Raw genomic sequence first — 15,062 nt, 5'->3', positions numbered from 1 at the left:
GGCTGAGGTCACCTGCGCGAACTTCCCGAAAATCCGGACTACAAAGCCCGGGGGTTCCAGGCAATCCACGCGATGTGCCTTTGACCTCCCGGGCTTTTATCCCGCCGTGTAGCTGATGCTCAAGGCTGGTTTTCAAGACCAAAGAATTGGGGATAAATCCACTGGTCATGCAACTGAGCCATCAGCTTGCTTCTCTCGGACCAGTCACAGCACTTTGGAATTCTTTTGGAATTACTTAGAAGCTGCCGGAACCCTAGAAGCCATATATGTTTAGCTTACCCTCAACCCTACCCTAATCAAAAGCCAATCTAAAAGTTGTATCCCTTACTACGGGATGCCCCATGACAGCCTAAATCACAACCCAAAATGACAGTACCTGGAATGACAATAAAGATTACAAATCAATTAAGAATCATCTCGCTGCATGAAAAATCATGACTAGCCACCATGCCCTCAGACTTCAAATTCATCAGCTTTCATCCCGATCCGCCAACTCGTAGCCTCAGCCGTTGAAGCGATCGACAACAAATTTGAGTACTTTTCCAAGGCGACTTAGGCACGGCGCAGCTTAAGCGCCGGTTATAAGCGCCGGTTAACCGATGAAAATTAATGAAAATTAGCGGGTTTAGAAAATTAGCAGGTTAATTGAGCGGTCGATCGCCTGCTGTCTGGGTCAATTTTCGTCCCGATCGCCCCGTCATCACACCTTTTCTAATCACTCCGGGGCCCCATTCAGGCTCCCAAAGACTTCTCCATGCAGCAATTCCACGGTCTGCTTGCTCCCATTCCCCTCTGGTGAGATAGTGTAAGGGCTAACTCGGGCGGTCGTAGTCTGTCTGCCTACTGCGACGCGCGCTCTACACCCCGGGATTTAGCTGTTTCTTGAGATCGCGGCGCGCGCCGATCGCTGTCCCCCACTCACCTTCTCCAGTCGAACGAGTTCGAGCAAGTATGGCTGTCGCTACCCAATCCCTCGACGAACTGTCTATTAATGCCATTCGCTTTTTGGCGATCGATGCCGTTCAGAAGGCGAACTCGGGTCACCCCGGTCTGCCGATGGGCGCGGCTCCCATGGCCTATGTGCTGTGGAATCAGTTCCTCCGTTTCAATCCCAAGAATCCGAACTGGTTTAACCGTGATCGCTTCGTATTGTCGGCTGGCCACGGCTGTATGTTGCAGTATGCGCTGCTACATCTGACGGGCTATGACAGCGTGACCATTGAAGACATCAAAAATTTCCGTCAGTGGGGATCGCGCACGCCCGGCCACCCCGAGAACTTCGAAACTCCCGGCGTGGAAGTGACCACCGGCCCCCTGGGTCAAGGGATTTGTAACGCTGTGGGCTTGGCTGCTGCGGAAGCCCACTTGGCTGCCAAATTCAACAAGCCCGATGCCAAGATCGTCGATCACTACACCTACGTGATCCTGGGCGATGGCTGCAACATGGAAGGCGTGTCCGGTGAAGCTTGCTCCTTGGCTGGCCACTGGGGCTTGGGCAAGCTGATCGCGCTCTACGATGACAACCACATCTCGATCGACGGTAATACGGATATTTCCTTTACCGAAGATGTCAGCAAGCGCTTTGAAGCCTATGGCTGGCACACGATCCACGTGACCAACGGCAACACCGACCTAGAGGCGATCGCGAAGGCGATCGAGGAAGCCAAGTCCGTCACCGACAAGCCGACCCTGATCAAGGTCACCACCACGATCGGCTACGGTTCGCCTAACAAGGCCAACACCGCTGGCGTACACGGTGCGGCGCTGGGCCCCGATGAAGTGAAGCTGACTCGCGAAAGCCTGGGCTGGAGCTACGGCGAGTTTGAAGTGCCCGCCGAAGTGACCGAGGGTTGGACGAAGAAGGCCATTGAAACCGGTGCCAGCCTGGAAGCCGAGTGGAACAGCATCTTCGCCCAATACAAGACCCAGTACGCCGCCGATGCCGCTGAATTTGAGCGGTTGCTGCGCGGTGAACTGCCCCAAGGTTGGGATGCGGATCTGCCCACCTACACCCCCGCTGACAAGGCGGTGGCAACCCGGAAGCATTCGGAAATCTGCCTGAATGCGATCGCCCCCAAACTGCCCGAACTGATCGGCGGTTCGGCGGACTTGACCCACTCCAACCTGACCGAACTGAAATGCTCCGGCGACTTCCAAAAGGGTGCTTACGAAAACCGTAACGTCCGCTTTGGGGTGCGCGAGCACGGCATGGCCGCCATCTGCAACGGCATCGCCCTGCACAACTCGGGCTTGATTCCCTACTGCGCCACCTTCCTGGTGTTCGCAGACTACATGCGCGGCGCGATGCGTCTGTCCGCCTTGGCGGAAGCCGGTGTGATCTACGTGTTGACCCACGACTCGATCGCCCTGGGTGAAGATGGCCCGACCCACCAACCCGTGGAAACGATCGCCTCGTTGCGGATCATCCCCAACCTGCTGACCCTGCGCCCCGCCGACGGCACGGAAACCTCCGGTGCTTACAAGGTGGCCGTGGTTAACCGCAAGCGCCCCAGCGCCCTGGCCCTGACGCGCCAAAACCTGCCCAACTTGGCCGGCTCCAGCGCTGACAAGGTGGCCCAAGGTGCTTACGTGATCGCCGATTGCGATGGCACCCCCGAACTGATCCTGATCGGCACCGGTTCGGAAGTTAGCCTCTGCATCGCCGCTGCCGAGCAACTGACCGCTGCCGGCCACAAGGTGCGCGTGGTGTCGATGCCCTGCATGGAGCTGTTCGACGAGCAAAGCGCCGAATACAAGGAATCGGTGCTGCCCGCTGCTGTCACTAAGCGGTTGTCGGTGGAAGCTGGCACGACCTTTGGTTGGGCCCGCTACGTGGGTTCAGAAGGCGCTTCGATCGGGACAGACACCTTTGGCGCTTCGGCTCCCGGTGGCGTGTTGATGGAGAAGTTTGGCTTCACCGTCGAGAACGTGTTGGATAAGGCTAAAGCCCTGCTCGGCTAATTCCCACACCAACGCTCAGCTTGGATGTTCGGTTGCAAGGGGTCACGGCCCCTTGTGACCCGGCAGACCACTGAATCTCGTTCGACAATTTATTTTTTGAACAAACAATCGGGTTAGTCCTTGTGGCTAGCCCGATTTTGTTTTTCGCGTTTTGGTCTTGTTTTTGGTCGCTTGGACTTTGTTCCTCAAGGAATTGTTTCCCAAGGAAAGCGTTCAGTCGTTGAGGTCGTCGAGCAACTGACTGGCCATGAGTCGAACCAAGGAGGCCGCCGGGCCGATCGGCTCCAGCCATTGCACATCCACATCGGTGTGATCGCGCTGCCAGCTATATACCTGTTCAAATAAGGCATCGGTGAGGCTACCGGCAAACAGGAAATAGGGAAAGATGCCGATCGCCCGGTGGCCAGCAGCGGCAAACTCCGTGAGCCGATCGAGCAGCGTTGGAGCGATCGCCCAGTAAGCCAACGTGAGGCCCAGTTGCTCCGCCAACTGTTCCACCAATTGATTGCCCAGCGGGTTCCGGCTGCCATGGGCCACCAGCACCCAAGCCCGGCGCGGCAACTCCACCGCAACCTTGCGCCACTCCTCCGTCATGACCCGATCTAAGCCAGGCCATACGCCCAGGGGAGGATAGAGCTGCCATCGATCGCCCCATTGGGGCCCCATGCTCTGGGTTGCCAAAGCCACTTCCTCAGGGACATCCACCGTGGCATGGACTCCCATCGACAAAAAGAGGGGGATGATTTCCACCCGCACCGCCCCGGCCGATCGCGCGCGTTGGGCAAACCCCACTAACTGTTGATGCAGCGGCGTGCTAGCCCCCTCCAACTGGGCCACAGCCACAATCGATCGCACGTTGGCCGCCGCTAGCATTGCCGAAAGCCGACTCGCCAACAACTCCACCGCTTGACGGGGACGATGATCGCGACTGCCATGGGCTACTAACACCACAGCACGCAAAACCGGTCGCGAAGGATCGTTAATCGATCGGGGATAGCCCATGGAGTCTGTCGAAAACCGCTAAACGAAGCGTAATTAGTCGGGGGCGATCTCCGGTCGTTTCACATGCCAGTGAGTTGCCTGTTCATAAGCATGGGCCACTTCCAGCACCAAATCTTCCCGCAGCACATCGCCAATGATTTGCATCCCGATCGGCATCCCATTGCGATCAAAGCCACAGGGCAAGCTCAGGGCAGGCAAACCGGCCAAGTTCACCGGAATTGTCATCAAATCCGACAGGTACATGGACACCGGATCATCAGTCTTTTCACCCGCCTTGAAGGCCGTGGTTGGGGCCGTGGGCGAAATCAGCACATCCACCCTTGCAAAAGCTCGCTCAAAGTCTTGCTTAATCAGGGTGCGCACCTTTTGGGCCCGCAGGTAATAGGCATCGTAGTAACCCGCTGACAGGGCATAAGTCCCGATCGCAATCCGTCGTTTGACCTCGGAGCCAAATCCGGCGGCGCGGGTTTTTTCATACATCTCGAGCAGGTTCTCGCCGGGGGCCCGGAAACCATACTTCACCCCGTCGTAACGCGCCAGGTTCGCTGAAGCTTCCGACGGCGCAATGATGTAGTAGGTTGGCAGCCCATAGCGGAATCGGGGGCAGGAGACCACCTCAATTTCAGCGCCCAACTCCTGAAGCACCTTCAGGGCATCTTCAACGGCCTTTTCCACTTCCGCGTCCAGGCCAGCACCGAAGGTTTCTTGAATCACCCCTACCTTTAGCTTGCTCTTGGGGCGGAAATCCGGAAGCAGGCTCTTGGCATAGTTGGGAATCGGCACATTCAAACTGGTGGAATCTTTGGGGTCATAACCCGCGATCGTCCCCAGGAGCAGGGCCGTATCTTCCACCGATCGACCAAAGGGCCCGACTTGATCCAGCGAAGAGGCAAAGGCCACCAGCCCATAGCGGGACACCAGACCATAGGTGGGTTTCAGGCCAACCACGCCACAGAAGGCAGCGGGCTGACGGATGGAGCCACCGGTATCAGAACCGATCGAGACCAGGCATTGACCTGCTGCGACGGCCGCCGCCGACCCACCGGAGGAACCACCGGGCACGCGCTCCAAGTCCCAGGGGTTCGCCGTCACTTGGAAAGCGGAGTTTTCCGTGGAGCTGCCCATGGCAAACTCATCCAGGTTGGTCTTGCCGACCATCACCGCTCCCGCATCGAAGAGCTTTTGGGTCACGGTGGATTCGTAGGGCGGCACAAAGTTATCCAACATTTTGGACGCGCAGGTGGTGCGAATGCCGCGCGTACACATGTTGTCTTTGATGGCGATCGGGATGCCAGCTAGGGGGCCGATCGACTCGCCCGCTGCAATTTTGGCATCCACACGCTGGGCTTGCTCCAGGGCCAAATCAGCCGTAAGGGTCAAGAAACTCTTCACCCGTGGCTCGGTTTGGGCAATGTGGTCAAGCGCTTCGCGGGCGATCTCGACGGCCGAGCGCTCTTTGCGAACGAGTTGTTGGTGTAGCTCGCGGATGGATGCCATTGGGAATGCTTCAGGATGCGTAGAAAGGCTGCAAAATTCTCAGGCTTTCGGATGGATTAGGCAAGCGGCACAGTTCCCATCGCATCAATTCGGGTCATTCATTAGCCCACAAACCAGATCTGACTAGGACGTTAACAAGATCTGCTGAGCAATATTCTGACAATAATTGATGGAAAAATGGGACGACTGCACAGGTGGCCGTCTCTAGGATACCAAACCATTGATGAACCCCCTGACCCCAAAGGCGGTTCTGAGGGTGGTTTCTCCATTTCAGGCCCGGGAGAGTGGGCAGCGACGGATCGATCGCCTCGATCGCCCCTAGGGAACCATGGGCAGGTGCTGCACCCGCGATAGGGTTTGAGCGATCGCCCAGAGGCTATGGCAACTGGGCTCCTGTTCCGGGGGCGCTCCCTTGGTGGAGGGCTTGGGGGAAGGCAAGGCCGCCTGATAGGCCGTGCGCAGTTGCTGGAACACCGCCGCCCGATCGCGCGCCCCCGTGGCATCCAGCCGCACAACCAGCTCTCCGCTGGCCCGCTGCTCAAAAGACTGCAAGCCCAACTGTAAGTCGGGATTCACCGCACTCACGGACTGGCAAGCACTAACAAAAGCCGACCAGTCAATTCCCTGGGGGAAAGTCCACTCGATCGCCATCAGCTCGTTGCGAACCGTTTGCTCAAATTCGCCGGGCATGAATGATCGGGTTCCTTCCGGCAGGCGATCGCCCCTCGTCAGGTACAGATAATCGCAAACCGCATCACTGAGGGACGTTTCAGAATCAATTTCCCAGCCTTGGATGCAAGCCCCCGTCAGCACGGCTCCCATGAACCTTGCTCCCCTTGCTTCCACCTCCGTCAAATCCGCCGAAGACAGATTCGCCCGGGTGAAGTCAGCCTTATTCAGCTTGGCTCCCGTCAAGGTCGCACTGGTCAGATTCGCACCGGTTAACTGGGCACGCCACAGATCCGCCCCAATCAAAATGGCATCGGCAAAACTGCACTGGGCCAAAATGGCATCGCTAAAGTTGGCTTCCAGCAACTTTGATCGGCTGAAATCCGTCCGACAAAGCACCGCATCCATAAAACTGGCACGGCTGAGTTTGGCATCGGCCAAGCTCGCTTCGCTGAGGTCAGCCCCGATAAATTCCGCTTCGATCGGCTTCGATCGCCGTAAATCAGCCTTGCGCAAATTGGTTTCCACCAACTTGGCCCAAATCAAATCCGTATCGACCAAAATCGCTCCCTGCAAATTGGCCCGGGTCAAATTTGCCTGGCCCAAGTCCGCCCCAGTCAGGTTGGCCCCGGTTAAATCTGCCCCTGAGAGATCCGCCCGAATTAACTTGGCATGGCTCAGGTTCACCCCCTTGAGATCCACACCGCGCAGATCAATGCCACTGAGGTCGGGTTTCGCCTCCGACTGACGAGAGCGCCAGTGGTTCCAAGCGTTCACCCCTTTTTCCAAATGCACCAGCTCAGAATTAGCCCAGCGCCACTCACGCCTTGCGGTGGCGATCCGTTCAATCAGGGCAAGCCGTGGATTGTCAGTCAAGGTGTCCTCCTCAGTCGGATCATCGTCGATGGCAATTGCAAAGGGATGGAATCGGGGGATTTCAAAGAAATTTCTAGGAATTGCACCGTTGCAGCGATCGCGCCAATTGCCTCGGAGACCTCAGCCCAGAGCTGGTACGTTGAGATCGTCGAAATCATCGTCGAAATCATTGAATCACGATGCTTGCGGCGAGATTTTTGCAGCAAGATTTTTGCAGCGAGATTTTTGCGGCGAGTGCCTGGGGCACTACTGTTCGTAGCTCCCAAGCCCTGTGCAAAAACCGCTTGGGTTCGATCGAGCGCAAACGGGGGGATGGACGGATGCCCGCCAAGCCGCCCTGCCCAGAGCTGATCTTCACTGATTTTGGCGGATCTTGGTGGATATTTGCCGCTAACCTTGAGAATCCTGTTTTTGCTATCACTCTCTCGCCTAGAAAGACCCTATGGCAAGGGTTTTGCGGCAAATTTGAACCTCCTGATTCTTTTTCTGTTGTACTTCAGTTCTCCGATTCGTTGTTGGTGGGTCGGGCCCTTCAATCTCCAGAAGTGGGTTAGGACATCTGGGCTAACTCAATCGATCGCGCAAAGGTCGAGCAGCAACTGAACAGTCACTGAACAGTCATTAAACAGCAATCGCTCAGTCCGAGAAATTGCACTAAATTTGGCTGAGACGGCGATAGACCAATGCCAGCGCCTGGGCATCGCCCACATTGCCTGGGAATAAAACCACGGGCAAGTTCGGAAATTGGGGATGATGGTCGGCGGTTTTGACGACGGAAACACCGGGCAAGATTTGGCCTAGCAGTCGGGCCGATCGCAGGGCTAAACCGTCGCTGAGGGTGTCGTTGGAGGTAATGCCCCCTTTGCTAATGAGGTAACCAATATCCTCCGGCAGCCCCCGCTCAATCGCCATCAGCAGGGCTGAGACCGCTTGCCCAAATTCCAAGCGAATGTCCACCGTCTCAAAGGTCAACTCCTGGCGGCTGGTGTAGATCACAGGTGTTTTACCATCGGCGCGTACCCGCTGCACCTCTGTCAATACGCGATCACACAGGCTAGCGGCGATGGCAGCGCGATCGGGCCCTTGCAGTTCTGCCACGGGCACTTCAATGCCCACCACCCCTGGCTCCGCTAGCAATTGCTGGAGCTGTTCGGTGGTTTTGCGCACATGGGACCCCACAATCGCCACTCCCGATCGCCCGTCTCGGACATACTGGGCCATCGCTTCAGCGGCCACAGGCTGGGGTGGCAGGGCCGCCAAGGCCGTCAGGATGCTAGCGGCCGATCGGAACAGGAATCGCTTTCCCTGGCTTGCCTGAGATAACAGGGCCGCCGCAAATTGATTTAAATCTGCTTGTACTTCCCCATCCACCACGCAGCACCGATTCCCGGTCAGGGCTTGCAGTCGTTGCTCCAGGGTCAGTCGATCGCCGCGCAAATCTGCCAATTGAAACCGCTCCACCTGGTCTGCGGGAATGCGCCCCGCCGTCTTTTCCGCCACGTAATCCGGCAAGTAGCTGTGGCGATAACCAAACACCGAATCGCGGGCAAATTCCGTCTCGTGGACGGGGGTATCCACACCGTTCACCTTCAGGTAATGCACATTGTCGCGGGTGATGCGACCCCCTTCAAAAAAGGCCGGCACGAGAAAATGGGCATCAAAGGGCCCCAACTCTTCCGCGATCGCGTCGGTCTCCACGGGATAGTGGCCACGCAGGGTTGAGTCCGATCGGCTCACCACCAGCCAATCCGTCAGCCCCACTTGGGCGATCGCCTGCTTCAAATTACGACAAACCTCTCGCGTCACTGCGTCGGCCGCCTCCGCCGTCAAAGCCCGCGTGTTAGTCAACACAAACACAATGGGCGATGCATCCTCCAACCCCAAACAAAGGGTTTCCACATCCCAGCGCATTAGCAGCAAACAACTATGAACCGTCTGGGAACCTGTTGGGTCATCGTCCAAAACAATAATTTTGGGCGCTTTAGTCTGGTCAGAGGGAGAGGCGCTAGACATTGCGGTTCGCTCAGGGAAAATCGCAAGACAACCTTTCTATTTTGCCTGCAATAGTCCTGAAAATCACGCTTTGAAGCAAGATTATGCTAAAGCCTAAATTTTTGAACTCTGAATTTTTGAACTGGCAATTAGATTTTAGTTGGTCTTATTCAATCAACCAATCAGATTGATTAGCAAATTCTGTCTGCCAAGTTTCTGGAAAATACTGCTTTAGGTAATTCTTGAGATCTTGGTTGGCTTCAAGAAATCGTAATTTAAGGCGCTCATAAATCGCGGAATCTGGAGTGAGATAATCACCGGCATTATATTTAGTAAATTCTGAAAATTCATAGGCTGGCAATCCTAAAAACTGCACAACTCGCGCCAGGGTTGCTTGGGGATGCTGGTAGAATTTTTCACTGTTCAGAATCAGCAGTTGATCGGATCCGAAGCGCGATCGCCAAGGTTCGAGCTGCTCGGCGTAGCGTCCCCGAGCTACATAGCTGTAATGCTGATAGGCATAGCTTTGATAGGCTGGATCAGATAGAAAACGATCAGCTTCGCCGGCCAAGCGTTCCGATTCCGCGTTCAAAGCCGCTTCCAAGTCCAAAGATTCAAACTGCCACCGCACCTCATGGTAGTAATGGGACAGGGCACGATCGACTGGATTTCGTAATAGAACAATAATTTTTAGGCTTGGATCAAATTCCCAGACCCGTTGAGCCACCAGAGGATGAAAAATATAGTAGGGACTTGCTTCACCAGTCATTTCATGAGGTTCTGAGTTAGCAGGAAACTGCTGCAGATACCAATCAATTCCTTGGTTCCACTGCAAGTCAAAGAAATGGACTTCTTTAGTTGCTGCCGACTGAATTTGAGGATGTTGCAGCAAGTATTGATACAGAGAAGTGGTTCCTCCCTTTTGTACACCAATAATTAGAAAATTGGGCTTCATATTGAACTAGTAATTTGACAGCAATTGTGATTGAGATGATCGATAAGTTAGGAATTTTCTTGATTTGAACCTGATAGCCAGCTTTGAGTTTATGAATTGATTCATCAAGGAACTAATTAATCAATAACCGATCCCAAACTAGTTAAGCATTAGCCCACGCTTAAGCCGTCTTTTGAGCCGTAGCCACCAGTGCATTTGTGCAGCTGCTTGGGTCAATTCGAGGGTAGCAGACATCTGCTGAAGTTGCATTTGTTGCGCTTGAATTTGCTCTGACTGAGCCGCGCAATGTACAAGCAGGCGATCGAGTTCTGATTTCAGAAACGATTGCGATTGTCGCAACTCAGCTAACTCGGCCAGTTGACTGACTTGGCGATCGCGCAACTGTTGCAGTCGATCGTGTTCTAGGGTTAACGCCTCCTGAGCATCCAACAAATCATTTTGCAGCTGCTCACACTCAATCATCGCCGCTAGTCTTTCCGCCTCCTTGCCCGCAAATACCGCTGGAAAATGTGTTGCGTAAAGCTTGGCATGTTTAGCGCAAATATATTGAAACAGGCGAGATCGTTGCTCGGGAATATTGCAACCGCTGACCATTGAAGCCGGGCGACAACGATAGGCAAATCCCACCGCTTCCAAGTGCAAAAACTGCCAGCCCCGTTCAGCAATACTAAGCCAAAAATCCCAGTCTTCATAGCCCAATTGGTCGGGAATTTTGGAGTCATAACCACCAATATCTGACCAGATTGAGCGACGAAACACCGCGCAGGCATCGATCGCATTACCGCGCAGCAGCAAATCCACTGAAAATCGAGGCACTTGCACCAACCCAGACTCGGCTCCAAATCGCTCTAAGTTGCCATAAACGACACCCACGTCTGGATGTTGTTCTAACAGTTCGATCGCCCGAGTTAGGTATGGAAGCTTGACGCAATTATCCGCATCCAAGGGCAAAATATAACAACCTTTTGCTGCTCGAATTCCACAGTTTCTGGCCGCCGATAGCCCCTGATTTTCTTGGTCAATAACTTGATAGCCTTGAGCTTTGAGAACTGAGAGTTGCTCAAGAGTCAGTGGATCCGTTGAGCCATCATTCACAACAATAATTTCCCAATGACTCCCGCCACAGCTTTCCACACTGGCGATCGCCTCATTCAGAAATTCGCCATGGTTGTAGCAGGGAATCACCACAGATAACAGCACTGGCTTTTCAACAACCGCAGGAATCACGAATTCCTGTTGAGGCATACCTGAGTTCATGATCAATTGCCCTACACAAACTTGGCTTTCAGACGTTTCAAAGCTTGATGTATTCGCCAACCTTTAGATTGCTCAACCGTCTTGAGCCGTGTCTGCATTTGATCCAGTTTTTCTGCAAACTGCTGAGATAGCTGATGAATTTCCTGTTGATGGCGAAAATTGTTCTGAATCAAGCAACCATGCAGAGCCAACACAGCACGTTCTGGCGGTACACCGTCATAAGTCGGTGGCTTTTCATCAATACTGGGCGCAACAGTTACCCAATCCGGCATAGAACTGGATAGATCTGCTGATTGATCCAACGCTTTCAAGAGTGAAAAGTATCGCGGCGCAATTGTATAGAGCGATCGAACCAACGGGTAATCCCAGCCTAAGGTTGCAAATAGTTTAGGGTCAAAAATCTGAGAAAGAACTTCAGGTTCGGCATGGTTCGATTGAATGGCTAAGTTCAGCTTAGTTTGTAGTAGCTTTAGCCCAGTTTCTGGGTGTTCTAAAAAAGCGTTGACATTAATCAGTAAACTCTGGTCTCGATGTTTTTCATAAAAATGCAGGAGCGATCGATTATAAACATACCAACTTCGTAGCGCATAATCGGGGTTTGCCACAAACGTTGGATGGTTAACTCGCAACACCGAATCTGCCACATCCCAAGGAAATCGATACACCAGTAGATAGCGAGCATTGGGCAATAAATCAGCCCAAAAGTTTAAGAGCAGCGTTGTTCTTGGGTCTTTCCATCCCCACAATCCTTGACTCGATCGACTGGCAATTAAAGCTTTAGCATCTGGCAGATAAGCATTCAGGTTTTGTAAATTGAGCTGCTCGCGTTCCGTCCAGCCCCAATCTGGCCATCCCAGATCATTTGCAGGCGATCGCTCCTGCAAAATTCGGCGTTGAAATTCTAGAAAATCAACATCCTCAAAATAGCCCTTGGCATTATGAATATCGCCATCTAACAGGCGATCGCCCAAGTCTACACCGAGCGCTCCCACCACCGCCGTCATCAGAGAAGTGCCCGATCGGTGCATTCCTGCCACAATCAGCGGCATGTTACTGGGCAGTAAATTTTCAGATACCGAATGCGCCATAACCATTAACAAATAAATCAACAGATGAATCAAAAAAACTATGACAATGCTTCAAGTAAGATGCAAATTGCCTCATAGGTTAAATGATTCAGAAAAAATGCCAATCCTTAAAATCAATTAAATCTTCAAAACCCTCACGATTCTGAAGCCTTGAGCGGCAATGTCACGGCAGATGCAGGCCCCGCATAAACCGTCACATCAGGATCAACTACCCAATCAATAATGCCACTGGCATGGGAAAAATCTTCCACCTGTACCTTAAACATAGCCGCATCAATCCAGCGATCTAAATAGCCAAAATGCCCATCAATGGTTCCAGAAACTCCAGCATTCATAAAGTAAGCACCTGCGTTTAACAGACACTTAAATCGAAACTTGACCTTTGCAACAGAGCCAGCTTTCACCTGCTCGATCGCAAAGTTACGCCCCACCAACGACGCGCCACCTAACTCCAAGCCGCTCACGGTTTTAATGAGCATTCCAAAGCGAACTTGCGTCACATCTTGCTCAAATTTCACGGTGTAAGTGTACAGATACTCATCCCGACCAACAAGATAGTTCACCACCTCGCCATTTAAAGTTGTAATTTTTGGATCCTGAATCTTCGCGCCCCGAGAAATATAGGCGATCGTTTGTGGCGGCTGCATTTGAGCATCAAAATAGGCCTTAAGCCGGGCTGTTCCCAGGTGCTTCTGGGGAGTCCGGGGCGCAACCGGTTGCAGTAGATCTGTTGAAGCTGCCATGCTTTCAATAATGGTCAGTTCTTTGTGGCTAAAAACATTAGCTTCTGAGCCGTTTAAGCGCCGAATTTCTTCTCGTAGCTCCTGAGCTTTATTGGGTGGAGCGTAGCTAAGTTTTTGATACTTATCAACAACTAATTTCGGATTACCATCTAATAGTAATTCACCACGATCCAGCAAGATAGCGCGATCACACAATTCAATAATGGTCGATGCTCCATGAGAAACAAAGAGAATCGTTCCTCCTGCATCTCGCACTGCATGAATCTTCGCAAAACACTTTCGCTGAAAAGCCTCATCGCCTACAGAGAGAGCTTCGTCAACCACCAAAATATCAGGATCTGAATGAATGGCAACGGCAAATGCTAGCCGTACAAACATCCCACTCGAGTAAGTTTTGACTGGCTCATCTAAAAATTCACCAATATCCGCAAATGCAGCGATTTGATCAAATTTTGCCTCTACCTCTCGGCGTGACAAACCCAACATCTGGGCATTAAAAAATACATTTTGCCGCCCCGTAAACTCTGGATTAAAGCCACTTCCTAACTCCAAAAGTGCAGAAATTCGCCCCTGAACCTGCACGGAACCACTGGAGGGCTGCAATGTTCCCACAACCATCTGCAAGGTTGTACTTTTCCCAGAACCGTTTCGGCCCACAATGCCTAAGGTTTGTCCTCGGGGAACCTCAAGGTTGAGGTCTTTAACCGCCCAAAACACATCCGCTTGCTGACGATTCGGTAACAGCAACTCCTTCAAGCGATCGACCGGCCTTGCATACCGCTGAAACGATTTGGAAACACTCTGAAGCGAAATAACAATATCGTTCATTAGGGCTAAGGACAGTCAGACTCCAACCAAGGATAATCACCAGATCTTCGTGCCACGACACAGATCCGGTAACCCGCAAATTTACAGGTTCCAAACACCTTAGCAGAAACTACTCAGCATTGATGCATTCGCCCGGTCGGATCCAGCATCTCCTAAAGCACATCCGCAAACCCTGGACGCAACCGACGATAAACCCAACGCCCTACACCATAGGCTGCAAGCGAGTAGCCAACCGTTGCCAGCCATTCTCCCCAATGCGTGATCTGCCCCACAATCGCCAGCTCTCGGTAAATTTCAACGACTACCGCTGCTGGATTCAGCCACAGCAACCAATCACGCCATTCAGCCGGTACCGCCGAGAGTGGATAAACAATTGGGGTCAAATAAAACAGCATACTCAGCACAACCAGCAAAGACTGTGCTAAATCTCGAATAAAAACCGTTAAGCCAGCAACCAAATAACTCAGCCCGATCGTTAGCAATAGTTGTGGAATCCAAATCAACGGCATCAAAATTAAAGTTAACTGTAGTTCCTGGTGGCTTACCCCTAACATCACTACCAAAAGCAGGAACCCTGCAAAGCTCTCCATAAACGCAGACAGTACAGGAACAAGGGGTAATAACCCCAAAGGAAAAACAACCTTCTTGACTAGATTAGGCTGGGTTAAAACAACCGTAGATGCTTGAACAAGAGCATTCGTAATCGCAGTCCAGGGTAACAACCCCGCATAGAGCCATAAACCAAACGTAAAGCTATTCGAATCAACTCCGACGAGATTGAGCTTAACTTTGAGAACAATTGAAAAAACATAGGTATAAATAAAAATTTGGGAAATTTGGTGGGCGATCGTCCACAAATTTCCCAAACTTGATCCTTTATATTTAGCCTCCAAGTCTCGAACAACTAGAGCACGCAATAACCCCAATTGCTTAACTTGCTGGCCACTGAGTAATGACATTATTAGTAATCTCTGAACAACACAGCCCGGGACTGCTAAAGCCTACGGTACAGACTAGCTCAGTTTATTTTCTTATTAAAGAGAATCAAGAAACTCTCAAAATTGGCCAAATTCCAGAATCAAAGGGGAAGGGGTTCTAGATCGCAACCTAGAACCCCTCACTCCCTCTCTTCAATTATTAACCTGGCATCGAGCTATTTTCGCAGGGGGCTACCCCCCAACTATCGTCGCCGTA

General features: G+C 52.5%; 10 protein-coding genes and 1 riboswitch. Of the genes, 1 reads left to right on the top strand and 9 read right to left on the bottom strand.

The window, feature by feature from the left end; translation table 11 throughout:
* Positions 1–83: 83 nt before the first annotated feature.
* A riboswitch (guanidine-I (ykkC/yxkD leader) is annotated at positions 84–268 on the bottom strand.
* A gap of 683 nt (positions 269–951) precedes the next feature.
* On the top strand, positions 952–2,961 hold the full coding sequence (tkt, locus tag VPK24_RS17665) for a transketolase (protein ID WP_393015376.1): 2,010 nt from the start codon (positions 952–954) through the stop codon (positions 2,959–2,961).
* A 213-nt stretch (positions 2,962–3,174) separates the two neighbouring features.
* Here tkt and VPK24_RS17660 read toward each other — a convergent pair whose 3' ends face one another.
* The 9 genes from VPK24_RS17660 to VPK24_RS17620 all read right to left on the bottom strand — a co-directional run bounded on the left by VPK24_RS17660 (position 3,175) and on the right by VPK24_RS17620 (position 14,827).
* The gene (locus VPK24_RS17660) at positions 3,175–3,963 is read right to left on the bottom strand and encodes a sirohydrochlorin chelatase (RefSeq protein WP_393015374.1); all 789 of its coding nucleotides are present in this window, start codon (positions 3,961–3,963) and stop codon (positions 3,175–3,177) included.
* Between the two features lie 33 nt (positions 3,964–3,996).
* Entirely contained in the window at positions 3,997–5,460 is a 1,464-nt protein-coding gene (gene gatA, locus VPK24_RS17655; RefSeq protein WP_099535200.1) for an Asp-tRNA(Asn)/Glu-tRNA(Gln) amidotransferase subunit GatA, read from the bottom strand.
* 318 nt (positions 5,461–5,778) lie between these two features.
* Entirely contained in the window at positions 5,779–7,005 is a 1,227-nt protein-coding gene (locus tag VPK24_RS17650) for a pentapeptide repeat-containing protein (RefSeq protein ID WP_393015372.1), read from the bottom strand.
* Between the two features lie 654 nt (positions 7,006–7,659).
* The gene (locus VPK24_RS17645; RefSeq protein WP_393015370.1) at positions 7,660–9,018 is read right to left on the bottom strand and encodes a four-carbon acid sugar kinase family protein; all 1,359 of its coding nucleotides are present in this window, start codon (positions 9,016–9,018) and stop codon (positions 7,660–7,662) included.
* A 145-nt stretch (positions 9,019–9,163) separates the two neighbouring features.
* Positions 9,164–9,952 carry a sulfotransferase domain-containing protein gene (locus tag VPK24_RS17640; RefSeq protein ID WP_393015368.1) on the bottom strand — a complete coding sequence of 263 codons (789 nt, stop codon included), beginning with the start codon at positions 9,950–9,952 and terminating at the stop codon, positions 9,164–9,166.
* 138 nt (positions 9,953–10,090) lie between these two features.
* Positions 10,091–11,209: a glycosyltransferase gene (locus VPK24_RS17635; protein ID WP_393015366.1), complete on the bottom strand. Its 1,119-nt coding sequence runs from the start codon at positions 11,207–11,209 to the stop codon at positions 10,091–10,093.
* Positions 11,210–11,220: 11 nt separating this feature from the next.
* The gene (locus VPK24_RS17630) at positions 11,221–12,318 is read right to left on the bottom strand and encodes a sulfotransferase family protein (RefSeq protein ID WP_393015364.1); all 1,098 of its coding nucleotides are present in this window, start codon (positions 12,316–12,318) and stop codon (positions 11,221–11,223) included.
* Between the two features lie 113 nt (positions 12,319–12,431).
* Positions 12,432–13,868: an ABC transporter ATP-binding protein gene (locus tag VPK24_RS17625; RefSeq protein WP_393015362.1), complete on the bottom strand. Its 1,437-nt coding sequence runs from the start codon at positions 13,866–13,868 to the stop codon at positions 12,432–12,434.
* 152 nt (positions 13,869–14,020) lie between these two features.
* Positions 14,021–14,827 carry an ABC transporter permease gene (locus VPK24_RS17620; RefSeq protein ID WP_393015360.1) on the bottom strand — a complete coding sequence of 269 codons (807 nt, stop codon included), beginning with the start codon at positions 14,825–14,827 and terminating at the stop codon, positions 14,021–14,023.
* Positions 14,828–15,062 lie beyond the last annotated feature (235 nt).

Origin of the sequence: Limnothrix redekei LRLZ20PSL1 (assembly GCF_043235035.1) — a bacterium.
In the GTDB taxonomy this organism is placed as follows: domain Bacteria; phylum Cyanobacteriota; class Cyanobacteriia; order CACIAM-69d; family CACIAM-69d; genus CACIAM-69d.
Note: the sequence above shows the minus strand (reverse complement) of the source record. Positions and strands in the feature narration are given on the sequence as shown.

What these genes read in the sequence shown, in the direction of transcription:
- tkt (WP_393015376.1), top strand. Translation starts at nt 952, where the DNA reads ATGGCTGTCGCTACCCAATCCCTCGACGAACTGTCTATTAATGCCATT.
- VPK24_RS17660 (WP_393015374.1), bottom strand. Translation starts at nt 3,963, where the DNA reads ATGGGCTATCCCCGATCGATTAACGATCCTTCGCGACCGGTTTTGCGT.
- gatA (WP_099535200.1), bottom strand. Translation starts at nt 5,460, where the DNA reads ATGGCATCCATCCGCGAGCTACACCAACAACTCGTTCGCAAAGAGCGC.
- VPK24_RS17645 (WP_393015370.1), bottom strand. Translation starts at nt 9,018, where the DNA reads ATGTCTAGCGCCTCTCCCTCTGACCAGACTAAAGCGCCCAAAATTATT.
- VPK24_RS17640 (WP_393015368.1), bottom strand. Translation starts at nt 9,952, where the DNA reads ATGAAGCCCAATTTTCTAATTATTGGTGTACAAAAGGGAGGAACCACT.
- VPK24_RS17635 (WP_393015366.1), bottom strand. Translation starts at nt 11,209, where the DNA reads ATGAACTCAGGTATGCCTCAACAGGAATTCGTGATTCCTGCGGTTGTT.
- VPK24_RS17625 (WP_393015362.1), bottom strand. Translation starts at nt 13,868, where the DNA reads ATGAACGATATTGTTATTTCGCTTCAGAGTGTTTCCAAATCGTTTCAG.
- VPK24_RS17620 (WP_393015360.1), bottom strand. Translation starts at nt 14,827, where the DNA reads ATGTCATTACTCAGTGGCCAGCAAGTTAAGCAATTGGGGTTATTGCGT.